The following is a 14658-nucleotide window of genomic DNA, read 5'->3' as shown; positions in this document are numbered from 1 at the left end:
GCTTTGTTAAGGAATTCTCATGCTCAAATCAACACTGGCGGCTGTCGCAGCTGTGTTTGCTCTTTCTGCCGTTTCCCCTGCTGCGCTGGCAGCCAAAGGAGACCCTCACGTCCTGCTGACTACCTCTGCGGGGAATATTGAGCTGGAGCTGGATAGCCAGAAAGCCCCCGTTTCCGTGAAAAACTTCCTCGACTACGTGAACAGTGGTTTTTATAACAACACCACGTTCCACCGCGTGATCCCGGGCTTTATGATTCAGGGCGGCGGTTTCAACGAGCAGATGCAGCAGAAAAAGCCTAACCCGCCAATCAAAAATGAAGCGGATAACGGCCTGCTGAACAAGCGCGGCACTATTTCCATGGCGCGTACGGCGGATAAAGACAGCGCCACCAGCCAGTTCTTCCTCAACGTGGCGGACAACGCTTTCCTGGATCACGGCCAGCGCGACTTTGGCTATGCGGTCTTCGGTAAAGTGGTGAAAGGCATGGACGTGGCGGACAAGATCTCTCAGGTTCAGACCCACGATGTCGGTCCATACCAGAATGTGCCGTCTAAGCCAGTGGTGATCCTCTCCGCGAAAGTGCTGCCGTAATCGTTCTTCCACACGGGCATATCCTGCCCGTGTCTTTCCCTCCTCCCAGCGAAAGCGCGTTTTGCTGCTTATACTTGTGGCAAACGGACTATTCAGGGAGGCGTAGTGAAAAAACTCACCGACAAGCAAAAATCCCGACTCTGGGAGCAACAGCGTAGCGTCAATCTTCAGGCCAGCCGCCTTCTTGAAAAAGGCAAGGGTCCAGCTGAACCCAATATTGAGACGCTGGAACTGGGGCCTTCTGCACCGGGTTTACCCCATCTGTGCCTTATTCACCGCCATTTATTCCGCAACGAAATGAAAGGGGCTGGTGAGCTGCGCACCGCCGATATTTCCAAAGGCGACATTCCTTTTTGCCATTTCGAGTACATCGAGAAGGTGGGGAATGAGCTGATGGCTTCGCTGGAAACCGATAAATATCTTGTCGGTCTTCCGAAAGAGGATTTCACAGACAAAATGAGTCACTACTACTGTGAAATCAATATGCTACATCCGTTTATGAGCGGCAATGGCGTGGCCCAGCGGATCTTCTTTGAACAGCTGGCGATCCATGCGGGCTACGTGCTGAACTGGCAGGGTATCGACCCGGACGACTGGGCCGCCGCCAACCAGAGCGGGGCGACGGGGGATCTGGCCGCCCTGAACGCCATCTTTGCTAAAGTAGTGAGCGAAGCGCGGGGATCTGAGTAGAATAGGGCGGCAATTTTTTCGGGGGCCGCCATGATTCTGCTGATTGATAACTACGATTCCTTTACCTGGAACCTTTACCAGTATTTTTGTGAGCTGGGGGCAGAGGTGGTTGTCCGCCGTAACGACGAGATCGCGCTGGCAGACATTGACACGCTGGCTCCCCGGAAAATCGTGATTTCGCCGGGGCCGTGTACCCCGTCGGAGTCCGGTATCTCCCTGGAGGCGATCCGCCACTATGCGGGCAGGCTGCCGATTCTGGGCGTCTGCCTGGGCCATCAGGCCATTGCGCAGGTTTTTGGCGCGACCATTGTCCGTGCCGCGAAAGTCATGCACGGTAAAACCTCGCCGGTCACGCACACCGGTACGGGCGTATTCTCAGGACTCAACAATCCGCTAACCGTGACGCGCTACCATTCGCTGGTGATCGATCCGCCGACGCTCCCGGCCTGCTTTGAGGTTACCGCCTGGAGCGAGACGCAGGAGATCATGGGCATTCGTCACCGGGACTGGGATCTTGAAGGCGTGCAGTTCCACCCGGAAAGCATCCTGAGCGAGCAGGGGCACGCGCTGCTGGCGAATTTCCTCAACCGCTGAATATCTGTTGCCTTGCTGTGATTTTTTATGCATATTTTGTGATTATATTTTCACAATCACTGTGACATAAAAATGGATGGTCATGACATGACAACTGAACAACCAGCAATAACCCGCGCGACATTCGATGAAGTGATCCTGCCGATTTATGCACCGGCTGAGTTTATTCCGGTAAAAGGGAAAGGCAGCCGCGTGTGGGATCAGCAGGGCAGAGAGTACGTGGATTTCGCGGGCGGTATTGCGGTGACGGCGCTGGGCCATTGCCATCCTGTGCTGGTGGACGCGCTGAAAACCCAGGGCGAAACCCTGTGGCACACCAGCAACGTTTTCACCAACGAACCGGCGCTGCGCCTGGGCCGTAAGATCATCGATGCAACCTTCGCCGAACGCGTGCTGTTTATGAACTCCGGCACCGAAGCCAACGAAACCGCCTTTAAGTTGGCGCGCTATTACGCAACCACACGCCACAGCCCGTATAAAACCAAAATCATCGCCTTCCATAACGCTTTCCACGGTCGCTCGTTCTTTACCGTTTCCGTGGGCGGCCAGCCGAAGTATTCCGACGGCTTTGGCCCGAAACCAGCGGACATCATCCACGTGCCGTTTAACGATCTGCACGCGGTGAAGGCGGTGATGGACGACCACACCTGCGCGGTGGTGGTCGAGCCGATTCAGGGGGAAGGCGGCGTCACGGCGGCTACCCCGGAATTTCTGCAAGGGCTGCGCGAGCTGTGCGATGCGCATCAGGCGCTGCTGGTGTTTGATGAAGTGCAGTGTGGTATGGGGCGTACCGGGGATCTGTTCGCTTACATGCACTACGGCGTCACGCCGGATATTCTGACCAGCGCGAAAGCGCTCGGCGGCGGCTTCCCGGTCAGCGCGGTGCTCACCACCCAGGATATCGCTTCCGCGTTCCACGTCGGCTCACACGGCTCCACCTACGGCGGTAATCCGCTGGCGTGCGCCGTGGCGGGCGCGGCGTTCGACATCATCAACACGCCGGACGTTCTGAACGGCGTGAATGCGAAACGCGACCTGTTTGTGAAACACCTGAAAAAGATTGATGAACAGTACGACGTGTTCAGCGAAATCCGCGGCATGGGGCTGCTGATCGGCGCCGAGCTGAAGCCGCAGTATAAAGGTCGCGCGCGCGATTTCCTGCACGCCGCCGCCCATGAAGGCGTCATGGTGCTCAATGCCGGGCAGGACGTGATGCGCTTTGCGCCGTCGCTGGTGGTGGAAGAGAACGACATTGAAGACGGGTTAACCCGCTTTGCCGCGGCGGTCGCGAAGATTGTAAAAGGCTAATACGCCGTCCGCTTCAACCTGCGGGTTAACCAAATCCCGTGATGCGGACGCTGACGCCATGCCACCGAGGAAATGGTGTGCATGGTGTTCAGGTGCCCGAGAACGCGCTGCAAATGCTGCTCCAGGGTGCTCATCGGGCCGTGGGTGAGTGTTTCCGGCGCTTCCAGAATATTTGACTCTCCCGACTCGCCCGGCGCGTCATACTCCAGACGCTGCTGACAGCGCTGCAACGCAATTTCACACGACTGCAAATAGCGCTGCGCCAGGTCTGGCGTCAGCATGGTGTGCTCGCGCGCCAGCGTGGTCATGGCGTTGATGTGCTCGACGATAAACTGGCTGTGCGTGACCCACAGCTTCATGTCCGCCAGGTAGTGCGCGTTAAAGCCCGGCTCTTGCATGGCCTGGTTCAGGGAGTTGAACAGGGCGTTGTGCGCCTGGTTGACCTTCATGCGCTCGTAGGCCAGCGGGGAAGGCTGCGGGTCGTCGCTCAGGATCAGGCGAATGGCCTGCTGATCGGCCTCCAGCGCGTCGTGGGCGTTCTGCCTCAGCAGCCCGCTCTGCCACTGTGGCCACAGCCAGACCATGCCGCCAAAGGCGATCAGACAGCCAATCAGCGTATCGACCAGCCGGGCAATAATAAACTGTTCCCCGTTAAGCGTGAGCAGTTGCAGGGTATACACCGCCGTCACCGTAAAGCCCACCATCGCCCAGCCGTAGTTTTTGCGGATGATCAGATAGCTCACCAGGGTGATCGCCAGCATACCGGCCAGGGTATAGCCCTCCGGCACGTGAAAGTGCAGCGTCACGCCCGCGATAATCAGACCCGCCATCGTGCCGCCCGCCCGATGCAGAATACGGACCCGCGTGGCGCCATAGCCGTTCTGGGTAACAAACAGCACGGTCATTAAGATCCAGTAGGGTTTCGGCAGGTGCAGGGCCATTCCCATCAGGCTGGCGATGCTCAGCATCACGCTGATCCGCGCGGCGTTGCGCAGGGCGGAAGACTTCAGCGACAGGTAGCTTTTCAGCGCGGGCAGCAGCGGGAGCCGTTTTTGCTTATCGGCCATCAGGTCGCGGGCATAAAGCGGGCGCTGGGTGCGCAGCACGCGGGCGATGCGGCTGAAATGCCAGGCGGCAAATTGCCCGACCGGGTTATCCGCGTGCTGACGCGCAATCTTTTCCAGCGCGCCGAGCTGTTTATCCATGTTAAAGCGCGTCGGGTAGCGGTGATAGAGAATATCATCAGCCAACACCCGCAGGCGCGCCGCGACGGTCTGCGCGTTCCAGCGGATCACCGCTTCCGCATGGCTGCGCTCCACCAGCTTTTGCACCTCTTCCGGATTATGCAGGCTGACGGAGATATGCTCCTGCAAATCCAGCCCGACCTGGAAGGTACGCAGCAGCCGCTTATATTCATGATTTTTATTGGCGGCAAGCATGTGCAGCTGCTGGTAGCACTGGCTGATCAAATCCACCACTTTTTGCTGCCGCTCCAGCAGCGGCGGCAGGGATTTTTCCGGGTCGGTATGCTGGGTGAGCAGGGTGTATTTTGCTTCGCAGTATTCAGCAAGCTGCACGTAGAGCAGGCTCAGGGATTCACGCAGCGGCTGTTCCCGCCACAGCCAGAACCAGAACCAGTTAAACAGCCCGTACCACAGCGTGCCGAGGGCGTAGATCAGCAATGGCTCCCACACCGGCATATTGCCCGCAAGGCTTAAGGTGAAGATGGCGGCTATCAGCGACGCGGGAAGCAGTCGGGCGTGCAGCGAGCTGATTTCGGCGGTTACGCCGAGCGTCATCGCCAGCACGGTCAGGATCAGCGGCAGCGGTATGTCGCGGGCCAGTAAAAGCTGCACGGCAAGGCTACAGCCGGCAAACAGGCAGCCGCCAATAATCAGGCGTTTGAAAAAGCGTTTATGCGGCGTGTCCAGACCGGCAATGTTGCAGCAGGCGGGCACGAGAGAAAACAGCAACCCCTGCTGAAGATGTCCGAGGAGCAGGCCCACGGCCACGGGGAGACACAACACCAGCGTTTGTCGCAGTGCGTAGTTAACTTCCGGGTGATAGATCAGCCTGCGCCACATGAGGAGTAGAGACAAAAACGGCGTGCCACCCTGCGGCGGCACGCCGTCTGACCGGAATTAACGGGTCCCGTAAACCACGATGGTTTTACCGTGGGCGGAGATCAGGTTCTGGTCTTCCAGCATCTTCAGGATACGGCCCACTGTTTCACGGGAGCAGCCGACGATCTGACCGATCTCCTGGCGGGTAATTTTAATTTGCATACCGTCAGGGTGGGTCATGGCGTCCGGCTGTTTCGCCAGGTTCAGCAGCGTCTGCGCGATACGACCGGTTACGTCCAGGAAAGCAAGGTTACCCACTTTCTCAGAGGTCACTTGCAGACGGCGTGCCATCTGGGAAGAAAGACGCATCAGGATGTCAGGGTTGACCTGAATCAGCTGACGGAATTTCTTGTAAGAAATTTCAGCCACTTCACATGCTGTTTTAGCACGAACCCAGGCGCTACGTTCCTGGCCTTCTTCAAACAGGCCCAGTTCACCGATAAAATCGCCCTGGTTCAGATAAGAAAGGATCATCTCTTTCCCTTCTTCATCTTTGATCAGCACGGCCACCGAGCCTTTAACGATGTAATACAACGTTTCCGCTTTTTCACCCTGGTGAATCAGCGTGCTCTTTGATGGGTACTTATGAATGTGGCAATGAGACAAGAACCATTCGAGAGTCGGGTCTGTTTGCGGTTTGCCAAGCACCATGCGCTGTTATCCTCTGTTATAAGCTGTCACCAGAGTCATAAGATGCATCCGGACTCTGGGGTTGCAATCGAATTCTTACCCATACCCTGGGAAGTCGGCTGTCGTAACGTTTCGCAGCCAGTAAAGTTTGATGTCCTCTGCATACATGTGTAACGTCAATGTATTACTGTAGCATCCAGAGTGTTTTAGCATAGCTTTCGCTGCGTGTCTCCTGGTGTCTCGCTTCAGCATGACGCAGGTCGCCTTCCGTTGCGAGAAATGTAACGTACACGTAATCTGTCATAAAAAATGCAACGTTGGAGTGAGTGAATATGCAAGCGCGTGTGAAATGGGTTGAAGGGTTAACGTTCCTGGGCGAGTCGGCCTCCGGGCACCAGGTTTTGATGGACGGTAACTCTGGTGATAAAGCCCCAAGCCCGATGGAAATGGTGCTGATGGCGGCAGGGGGATGCAGTGCGATCGACGTGGTGTCGATCCTGCAAAAAGGCCGTCATGACGTGACCGATTGTGAAGTGAAGCTGACGTCAGAACGTCGCGAAGAGGCGCCACGCCTGTTCACGCACATCAATCTGCATTTTGTTGTCACCGGGAAAGCGCTGAAAGACGCGGCGGTGTCACGCGCGGTGGATCTCTCAGCGGAGAAGTACTGCTCCGTGGCGTTGATGCTGGAGAAAGCGGTAAACATCACCCATTCGTATGAAGTGGTCGAGGCTTAATTTTTTGGCGGGTGGCGTTTCGCTGACCCGCCCTACAAAAGCATGACCGTAGGCCCGGTAAGTGCAGCGCCACCGGGCAAAAAAATCACGCGATCTGCTTCCCTTCCATCAGCCGCTGCACCAGCGGTGTCATGATCAGCTCCATCGCCAGCCCCATTTTTCCGCCCGGCACCACTAACGTATTCATGTGCGAAATAAACGAGCCTTGCAGCATCGCCAGCAGCCAGGGGTAATCGATGCCTTCCAGGTTGCGGAAGTGGATCACCACAAAGCTTTCGTCCAGCGAGGGAATGCTTTTCGCGGCGAACGGGTTAGAGGTATCCACGGTCGGCACGCGCTGGAAGTTAATGTGGGTGCGGGAGAACTGTGGCGTCAGGAAGTTGATGTAGTCTTCCATGGAGCGCACCACCGAATCCATCACCGCTTCACGCGAGTGGCCGCGCTCGCTGATGTCGCGCGTCAGCTTCTGGATCCACTCAAGGTTAACAATCGGCACCACCCCCACCAGCAAATCCACGTGGCGCGCCACGTCGTGCTGAGGCGTCACCACGCCGCCGTGCAACCCTTCGTAAAACAGCACGTCAGTCGGTTCCGGCAGCGGCTGCCAGGGCGTGAACGTGCCGGGTACCTGGTTCCAGGGAACGGCTTCATCGTAGGTGTGCAGATACTTGCGGGACTGTCCGGTGCCGCTTTGCCCGTATTCGCGGAAGGTTTGCTCCAGCAGGCCGAAGTCATTCGCCTCCGGACCAAAGTAGCTGATGTGTTTACCCAGATCGCGCGCCTTGCGGATGGCCATGTCCATCTCCGGGCGCGTATAGCGGTGAAAGCTGTCGCCCTCTACCTCTGCCGCCCGTAAATTCAGCTGTGCGAAGATCTTGCGGAAGGCGAGGCTGGTGGTGGTGGTTCCCGCCCCGCTCGAACCCGTAACGGCAATAACCGGATGTCTGGCAGACATAGCAACTCCCTGACTGGAAAAGTTTTAAGATCAGCCATGAAACGCGTTGCGGGGCATGATATTGACCGTCTCATGCAGTTCGGACCATACCAGCACCACGTCGCCGCTTTTAAGCTGGCGCTTAACATCGTTGACCTTTTGTTCAAGCGAACGTTCATGTTCACCATAATCGGTGCCTTCGCGCAAGACAAAGCTTTCAATCAGATTATCGAGCGTTTCGGGAGAGAGATCCTGCCAGGGAATAATCATTTTTTACCGTCCAGATAAGCCGTTAGCCAGTCGGGAATACGCGTCTCAAGCCACATTTTAGGCCGACGCAGCGTGCCGCCAACAAAGCCGACGTGTCCGCCGAACTCGGTAAGCTGATACTGCACGTTGGCCGGCAGATAATCGGGCGCGGGGATCGAGTGATGATCCATAAACGGATCGTCTTTGGCGTGGATAATCAGCGTGGGTTTCGTGATTTGATTCAGTAAAGGCATGGCGCTGCACTGACGGTAATAGTCGATTGCATCGGCAAAGCCGTGAATTTTCGAGGTGATCAAATCATCAAACTCGCGCAGGCGCTTCACGCGTTTAAGCTGTTGCAGCGTCACAGGCAGCGTATCCGGGTAGGCCTTTAGCTTGCGCGCGGCGTTGGCTTTCAGCAGGTTGAGCAGGTAACGCTGATAAACTCGCGAAAACCCCTTTTCCATATGATAGCTGCACTGCTCAAGCATAAATGGCGCGGAGACAATAACCGCCGCGTCCAGCGGTACGGCGTCGCTCTCTTTCGCCAGCAGGCAGGCCAGCATATTGCCGCCCAGCGAATATCCCACCGCTGCCGTTGGCGCGGCGCCAAAACGGTCTCTCAGCCAGCGCAGAAACCAGGTGCCGTCCTCGGTTTCACCGGAGTGATAGATGCGTTTCTGGCGATTCGGCTCGCCGCTGCATCCGCGAAAGTGCATCACGACCCCAAGCCAGCCGCGGGCTTTCGCCGCCTCGATGAGGCCGTGGGCGTAAGGGCTGTGCAGGCTACCTTCCAGACCGTGAAACACCACCAGACGAGGTTTATGTTTGGCCCGCTCCGGATCTTCGCTCCAGGCAAGATCCAAAAAGTCGCCATCCGGCAAATCCAGGCGTTGCCAGTGAGGGGCGAACCGTACCTTGTGCCGGATCAGGCGCGGCAGCATGGTTTGCAGGTGGGGGTTAGCCACCCCGCGCATGGGCACAAACTCTGCGCTCTCTTCGGCTGCAATGTCGAAGTCTGAGGGAATGATTTGGGTCATAAGGGCGATGCTGATTCTTGTCAGTAATTAACTATACCTTCCGGATTGTACCCCGTTTAGCCCGTTTTTCCGAAATATGAACTGATCCCGATCACATTTCCTTACCTTGTTTATTACTCTCAGGCTAATGATTCCGTCCTACGCTTAATTGATGCCTTTCTCACCAGAGCGCACACTTTACTCAACGTCAGGCAAATCAGAATGATGTGCTGAATCAGGAGGTTAATAATGTTATCTGGGCAAACTCCCACCCGGCAATGGAACACCCGACGCACTGAGAAAGCGCGTCGTCTGGCATCCGTACCGGTACAGGGCAAGGTACTGCCAACGGGCGATCTTGTCGCCATGCTGGAAAAACTGATCGCACCAGGCGACAAAGTCGTTCTGGAAGGTAATAACCAGAAGCAGGCGGATTTCCTTTCCCGTTCACTGGCGGAAGTGAACCCGCAAATCGTACATGACCTGCATATGATCATGCCGAGCGTGGGCCGCAGCGAACATCTGGACATCTTTGAGAAAGGTATCGCCCGCAAGCTGGACTTCTCCTTCTCCGGTACGCAAAGCCTGCGCATTTCGCAGCTGCTGGAAGATGGTCAGCTCGAAATCGGGGCGATCCACACCTACATCGAACTCTATTCACGTTTATACGTCGACCTGTCGCCAAACGTGGCGCTGATTGCCGGTTTTAAAGCGGACCGCAAAGGCAACCTTTATACCGGGGCGAGTACCGAAGATACCCCGGCGCTGGTGGAAGCCGCCGCGTTCCACGACGGTATCGTCATCGCACAGGTGAACGAACTGGTGGACGACGAGTGCGACCTGCCGCGCGTCGATATCCCGGGCTCGTGGATCGATTACGTGGTGGTGGCGGACAAGCCGTTCTTTATTGAACCGCTCTTCACCCGCGACCCGCGCCTCATCAAACAGGAACATATCCTGATGGCGATGATGGCGATTAAAGGCATCTATGCGGAGCACCAGGTGCAGTCCCTTAACCACGGGATCGGCTTTAACACCGCGGCGATTGAGCTGCTGCTGCCAACCTACGGCGAACAGCTCGGGCTTAAAGGCAAAATCTGTAAACACTGGACCCTGAACCCGCATCCAACGCTGATCCCCGCCATCGAAAGCGGCTGGGTGGAGAGCGTCCACTGCTTCGGCGGCGAGCTGGGGATGGAAGAGTACATCCGCGCCCGTCCGGACGTGTTCTTTACCGGTGCAGACGGCTCTATGCGCTCTAACCGCGCCTTCTGTCAGCTGGCAGGTCAGTACGCGGTGGATATGTTTATCGGCTCTACGCTACAGGTTGATGGTTACGCTAACTCCTCAACCGTGACCCGCGGTCGTCTCTCCGGCTTCGGTGGCGCGCCAAACATGGGCCACGATCCGCACGGTCGTCGCCACGCCACGCCGGCCTGGCTGAACATGATCACCGAGCCGGACCCAATGCAGCGCGGTAAAAAACTGGTCGTGCAGATGGTGGAAACTTTCCAGGCGGGCGTGAAGCCAACCTTCGTGGAAAAACTCGACGCCGTAGACGTGGCGAAAGCCTCCGGTATGCCGCTGGCGCCGGTCATGATTTACGGTGATGACGTCACCCACGTGCTGACGGAAGAGGGGATTGCGTACCTCTACCGGGCGAAAGATCTGGAAGAGCGTCGCGCGATGGTCGCCGCCGTGGCGGGTATTACCGATATCGGTCTGGGCGTGGATGCCAAACGCGTGGCTGAACTGCGCCAGAGCGGTAAGGTGGTATATCCGGAAGATATGGGTATTCGTCGCACCGACGCCACTCGCTCTCTGCTGGCCGCAGGCAGCGTGTCCGACCTCGTTGAGTGGTCCGGCGGTCTGTATAACCCACCTGCGAAATTCCGGAGCTGGTAATGAAACTTCTGCCCCAGATCCAGGTTGAAGGCGGTGCCGAATGGCTGGCGCGAACCGCCACGCAGTGTCTGATTGACGAAGCACGCTTAAGCCCGAAACCCGGTCTGGTGGACAGCCGGGGGAACGGCGCGCACCACGATTTATCGCTTGCGCTGATGGAGCGTTCCGCCCACAGCCTGACCCCCACGTTTCAGGCGCTGGCGCAGCAGAGCTGGCAGCGTCCGGCGGATATTGCCCTCAGGCAAACCGTTGGCCGCCTGGGTCGCGAAGGTGAACGGCAGATGATGGCCGCTACCGACGGCGTGAATACGCACCGTGGCGCGATCTGGGCTTTAGGACTGCTGGTGAGCGCGGTGGCGATGCTGGGCGGTGATGCCAGCGCGCAGGCCGTCGCGAACACCGCCGCGCAGCTGGCGAAACTGCCGGACGACGCGGCACCAAAAGTGTTCAGCAAAGGGTTACGCGCCACGCACCGCTACCGCGTGCCGGGCGCGCGTGAAGAGGCTCAGCAGGCGTTTCCGCACGTTATGCAGCGCGCGCTGCCGCAGCTTCGCCTCAGCCGTTTCAACGGCAGCAGCGAAACGCACGCCAGGCTTGACGCGCTGATGGCGATCATGACCTCGCTCACCGATACCTGCGTGCTGTCGCGCGCCGGCATGGAGGGTCTGGACGCCATGCAGAACGGTGCCCGTGCGGTGCTGAACGCCGGAGGATGCGCAACGCTTGCCGGGCAGCAGGCGCTGGCGCGGTTAGACCGTCAGATGCTGACGCTCAACGCCTCGCCGGGCGGTGCCGCAGACCTGCTTGCCGCCACGCTGTTTCTTGACCGCATCGAAACGCCCTATTCAAAGCATTAAGAGGATGTTATGGAAAAAATTACATTGACCGTGCCCGCCAGCCGCGAAGTAAGCGGCAGGGCGCTGGCAGGGGTAGTCGGTTCCGGGGATATGGAGGCGCTTTTCACCGCCGAACCGGGCCAGACCTTAACCATTGATATCACCACCTCCGTCGACAACAGCCGCGGACGCTGGGAGGCGTTGTTCAACCGCCTGCAAACCGTCAGCAGCCTGCCCGCAGGCAAACTGACCATCCACGACTTCGGCGCGACGCCGGGCGTGGCGCGCATTCGTATCGAACAGGTCTTTGAAGGGGTGAATCATGCGTGATGACAGCAGCTTTATCGAACTAAAAGCGCGCCAGCGTGCGCAGGCATTGCTTGACGACGGCAGCTACCGCGAACTGCTGGATCCGTTTGAAGGCATTATCTCTCCATGGCTTGGGCCACAGGGAATTGTTCCTCAGTCCGACGACGGCATGGTGGTCGCGAAAGGGACCATTAACGGCCAGCCTGCGGTAGTCGTGGCGATTGAAGGCACCTTCCAGGGCGGCAGCATGGGCGAAGTGTCCGGCGCCAAAATGGCGGCGGCGCTGGAGCTGGCGGCGGAAGATAACCGCAACGGCATTCCGACTCAGGCGGTACTGTGCCTCGAAACCGGTGGCGTACGTTTGCAGGAAGCCAACCTTGGCCTGGCGGCGATTGCCGATATCCACGCCGCGATCGTTGACCTGCGTCGCTATACCCCGGTCGTCGGGATTGTCGCCGGGACCGTAGGTTGCTTCGGCGGGATGTCTATCGCCGCGGCGCTGTGCAGCTACCTGATTGTGACCCGCGAAGCGCGTCTTGGCCTCAATGGCCCGCAGGTTATTGAGCAGGAAGCGGGCATTGAAGAGTACGACTCCCGCGACCGTCCGTTTATCTGGAGCATGACCGGCGGCGAAGTGCGCTATGAAAGCGGGCTGGTGGACGCGCTCGTCGGCGACGGCGTGAACGCGGTGAAAGCTGCGATGAACGAGGCCATCGCCAAAGGCGTACCGGCGAAACATCGCACCGATAACTACGACGATTACCTGAACCGTCTGACGAATTTCGACACCCGCAAACAGGCCGATGCCGAACAGATTAAAGCGCTTTTTGCCCGGGAGGTGAAATGATGAGTACTTCAATAAGCCGTGGCGAACTCTGGCTGGAAACCCTCGCCCCTCACGCCAAACGTCTGGAAGGGTTATGCCCGTCCGTGCAGGCGGCAGACGGCGAGCTGAACGGTGAAACGGTGCGCTTTGTCGCCGTGGTGCCGGACGCCAACAACCACTTTCCGCGCGCGGCGCAAGGGGAAGTCGGCCTGCTGGAAGGCTGGACGCTGGCAAAAGTGGTCAGCGAAACCGTAGCCGCTGACGCTGATAAAGCCGTGAAGCGCCCGATTGTGGCGGTGATCGACGTCCCAAGCCAGGCCTATGGCCGTCGCGAAGAGGCGTTTGGTATCCACCAGGCGCTGGCCGGAGCCGCTGCCGCCTACGCCAACGCGCGTTTAGCGGGGCATCCGGTGATTGGTCTTATCGTCGGTAAGGCCATGTCCGGCGCGTTTCTGGCGCACGGCTACCAGGCTAACCGCCTGATTGCCTTCAACGATAAAGGCGTGCTGATCCACGCGATGGGCAAAGAGTCTGCGGCGCGCATTACGCTGCGCACCGTAGAGGCGCTGGAAAAACTGGCGGCAACCATTCCGCCAATGGCGTACGACATCAGCAACTACGCCACGCTGGGGCTGCTTTCTGACCTGCTGGACATCAGCAATCCGGATGCCCCTTCCGGTAACGATCTGACGCTGGTGAAAACCACCCTGCAACAGGCCATCAGTGACGCTCGTCAGGACACCACGTTGAAAAACCGTCTGGGTGCTGACAACCGCCGCAGCTCGGCGCTCGTACGTGAACGCATGCGAGCCAGCTGGTAAGTAACAAGAGACCTGCCAGATGCATCACCCCGTGGGCGCACCCGCTGCGTCCACGCGGGGAGCTGCATCCTGAAAATAATAAACATCGCGCCAGTGCTTAAACTTTTTTACTACAGGTGATTTATGACTTACGTAATTGTTCATGCTCTTGCACCGATTTTCGTCATCATGCTGCTGGGATTCTGGGCCGGTAAGGCAAAGATGGTCGATAACAAAAATGTTTCCCTGCTCAATATCTTCGTTATGGATTTTGCACTCCCTGCCGCGCTGTTCAGCGCCACCGTGCAAACCCCGTGGACCGGCATTGTGGCGCAGTCGCCGCTGATCCTGGTTCTCACTCTGGCGATGTGGATCACCTATGCGGCCATCTACTTCCTCGCCACCAAAGTCTTTAAAAAATCCCCGCAGGATGCGGCCGTGCTGACGCTGACCGTCGCCCTGCCAAACTATGCGGCGCTCGGCCTGCCGATTCTGGGCAGCGTGCTGGGTGAAAGTTCTTCTACGTCACTCTCCGTGGCGGTCTCCATCGCCTGTGGTTCGGTGCTGATGACCCCGTTCTGCCTGCTGATTCTGGAGCGTGAGAAAGCCCGCGCTGAAGGCAATAACTCCGGTTCAACGCTTTCCATGCTGCCGGTGCTGATGTGGCGTTCCATTAAAAAACCGATCGTGATGGGCCCGCTGTTGGGTGTGATCCTGTCCGCTATCGGCATCACAATGCCGGAGCTGGTACTGGCGGCGATTAAACCGCTGGGACTGTCCGCGACCGCTGCGGCGCTGTTCCTGACCGGGGTGATCCTCTCCGCGCGTAAGCTTCAGATCAACACTATGGTGATCACCTCCACCATCGCTAAACTGCTGATCCAGCCAGCGATTGCCTGGGGTATCGTCTTGATCTTCGGTCTGCACGGCTCCGTGGCGATCACCGCCATCCTGATGATTGCGCTGTCCGCGGGCTTCTTCGGCGTCGTGTTCGGTAACCGCTTTGGCGTGCAGTCGCCGGATGCAGAAGCCGTGCTGCTGTTGAGCTCCGTACTGTGTATCCTGTCGCTGCCGCTGTTTATTTCGCTGACTTCAGGAATGTAATC

At 58.1% G+C, this 14658-nt stretch carries 16 protein-coding genes; 11 read left to right on the top strand and 5 right to left on the bottom strand.

The window, feature by feature from the left end; genetic code table 11:
* Window positions 1-19: 19 nt before the first annotated feature.
* The 4 genes from ppiA to IM300_RS07625 all read left to right on the top strand — a co-directional run bounded on the left by ppiA (window position 20) and on the right by IM300_RS07625 (window position 3184).
* Window positions 20-592 carry a peptidylprolyl isomerase A gene (ppiA, locus tag IM300_RS07640; RefSeq protein ID WP_022649614.1) on the top strand — a complete coding sequence of 191 codons (573 nt, stop codon included), beginning with the start codon at window positions 20-22 and terminating at the stop codon, window positions 590-592.
* A 105-nt stretch (window positions 593-697) separates the two neighbouring features.
* Entirely contained in the window at window positions 698-1282 is a 585-nt protein-coding gene (locus IM300_RS07635) for a putative adenosine monophosphate-protein transferase Fic (protein WP_193035974.1), read from the top strand.
* Window positions 1283-1312: 30 nt separating this feature from the next.
* Window positions 1313-1876 carry an aminodeoxychorismate synthase component 2 gene (gene pabA, locus IM300_RS07630; RefSeq protein WP_193035972.1) on the top strand — a complete coding sequence of 188 codons (564 nt, stop codon included), beginning with the start codon at window positions 1313-1315 and terminating at the stop codon, window positions 1874-1876.
* 87 nt (window positions 1877-1963) lie between these two features.
* Window positions 1964-3184 (top strand): aspartate aminotransferase family protein, encoded by a 1221-nt coding sequence (locus IM300_RS07625; RefSeq protein ID WP_193035970.1) that lies wholly within the window; start codon window positions 1964-1966, stop codon window positions 3182-3184.
* Here IM300_RS07625 and IM300_RS07620 read toward each other — a convergent pair.
* On the bottom strand, window positions 3181-5268 hold the full coding sequence (locus tag IM300_RS07620) for a YccS/YhfK family putative transporter (RefSeq protein WP_063449491.1): 2088 nt from the start codon (window positions 5266-5268) through the stop codon (window positions 3181-3183). The genes IM300_RS07625 and IM300_RS07620 overlap by 4 nt on opposite strands.
* A gap of 57 nt (window positions 5269-5325) precedes the next feature.
* Entirely contained in the window at window positions 5326-5958 is a 633-nt protein-coding gene (gene crp, locus IM300_RS07615; RefSeq protein ID WP_000242758.1) for a cAMP-activated global transcriptional regulator CRP, read from the bottom strand.
* A 311-nt stretch (window positions 5959-6269) separates the two neighbouring features.
* Here crp and IM300_RS07610 point away from each other — a divergent pair, with 311 nt between their 5' ends.
* Window positions 6270-6674: an OsmC family protein gene (locus IM300_RS07610; RefSeq protein ID WP_107534042.1), complete on the top strand. Its 405-nt coding sequence runs from the start codon at window positions 6270-6272 to the stop codon at window positions 6672-6674.
* A gap of 85 nt (window positions 6675-6759) precedes the next feature.
* Here the strand turns inward: IM300_RS07610 and IM300_RS07605 are convergent, their stop codons facing one another.
* Genes IM300_RS07605 through IM300_RS07595 form a run of 3 tightly spaced genes read right to left on the bottom strand, consistent with a single transcriptional unit; the run spans window position 6760 to window position 8897 of the window.
* Entirely contained in the window at window positions 6760-7629 is an 870-nt protein-coding gene (locus IM300_RS07605; RefSeq protein WP_063449489.1) for a phosphoribulokinase, read from the bottom strand.
* A 30-nt stretch (window positions 7630-7659) separates the two neighbouring features.
* A complete protein-coding gene (locus tag IM300_RS07600) occupies window positions 7660-7878 on the bottom strand; it encodes a YheU family protein (protein WP_003861664.1) in 219 nt (72 codons plus the stop codon).
* Entirely contained in the window at window positions 7875-8897 is a 1023-nt protein-coding gene (locus tag IM300_RS07595; RefSeq protein ID WP_193035968.1) for a hydrolase, read from the bottom strand. The genes IM300_RS07600 and IM300_RS07595 overlap by 4 nt, the downstream gene beginning before the upstream one ends.
* A gap of 228 nt (window positions 8898-9125) precedes the next feature.
* On the opposite strand from IM300_RS07595, the gene mdcA reads away from it, so the two are divergent.
* The 6 genes from mdcA (at window position 9126) to IM300_RS07565 (ending at window position 14656) form a co-directional block, all read left to right on the top strand.
* Window positions 9126-10781: a malonate decarboxylase subunit alpha gene (mdcA, locus tag IM300_RS07590; protein WP_063449487.1), complete on the top strand. Its 1656-nt coding sequence runs from the start codon at window positions 9126-9128 to the stop codon at window positions 10779-10781.
* Window positions 10781-11638: a triphosphoribosyl-dephospho-CoA synthase gene (locus IM300_RS07585; RefSeq protein ID WP_063865768.1), complete on the top strand. Its 858-nt coding sequence runs from the start codon at window positions 10781-10783 to the stop codon at window positions 11636-11638. Before mdcA ends, IM300_RS07585 begins: the two co-directional genes overlap by 1 nt.
* Before the next feature lie 9 nt (window positions 11639-11647).
* Window positions 11648-11947, top strand: coding sequence for a malonate decarboxylase acyl carrier protein (gene mdcC / locus IM300_RS07580; protein WP_015571419.1), 300 nt, complete (start codon window positions 11648-11650; stop codon window positions 11945-11947).
* Window positions 11940-12773, top strand: a complete 834-nt coding sequence (locus IM300_RS07575) for a biotin-independent malonate decarboxylase subunit beta (protein WP_063865774.1) — start codon at window positions 11940-11942, stop codon at window positions 12771-12773. Before mdcC ends, IM300_RS07575 begins: the two co-directional genes overlap by 8 nt.
* Window positions 12773-13573: a biotin-independent malonate decarboxylase subunit gamma gene (gene mdcE, locus IM300_RS07570; RefSeq protein WP_193036112.1), complete on the top strand. Its 801-nt coding sequence runs from the start codon at window positions 12773-12775 to the stop codon at window positions 13571-13573. Before IM300_RS07575 ends, mdcE begins: the two co-directional genes overlap by 1 nt.
* Before the next feature lie 123 nt (window positions 13574-13696).
* Window positions 13697-14656, top strand: a complete 960-nt coding sequence (locus IM300_RS07565; RefSeq protein ID WP_063449483.1) for an AEC family transporter — start codon at window positions 13697-13699, stop codon at window positions 14654-14656.
* Window positions 14657-14658: the final 2 nt, after the last annotated feature.

Origin of the sequence: Enterobacter cloacae complex sp. I2, assembly GCF_014896205.1 — a bacterium.
GTDB classification, from domain to species: domain Bacteria; phylum Pseudomonadota; class Gammaproteobacteria; order Enterobacterales; family Enterobacteriaceae; genus Enterobacter; species Enterobacter quasihormaechei.
This window is presented reverse-complemented; position numbering and strand designations above follow the sequence as displayed.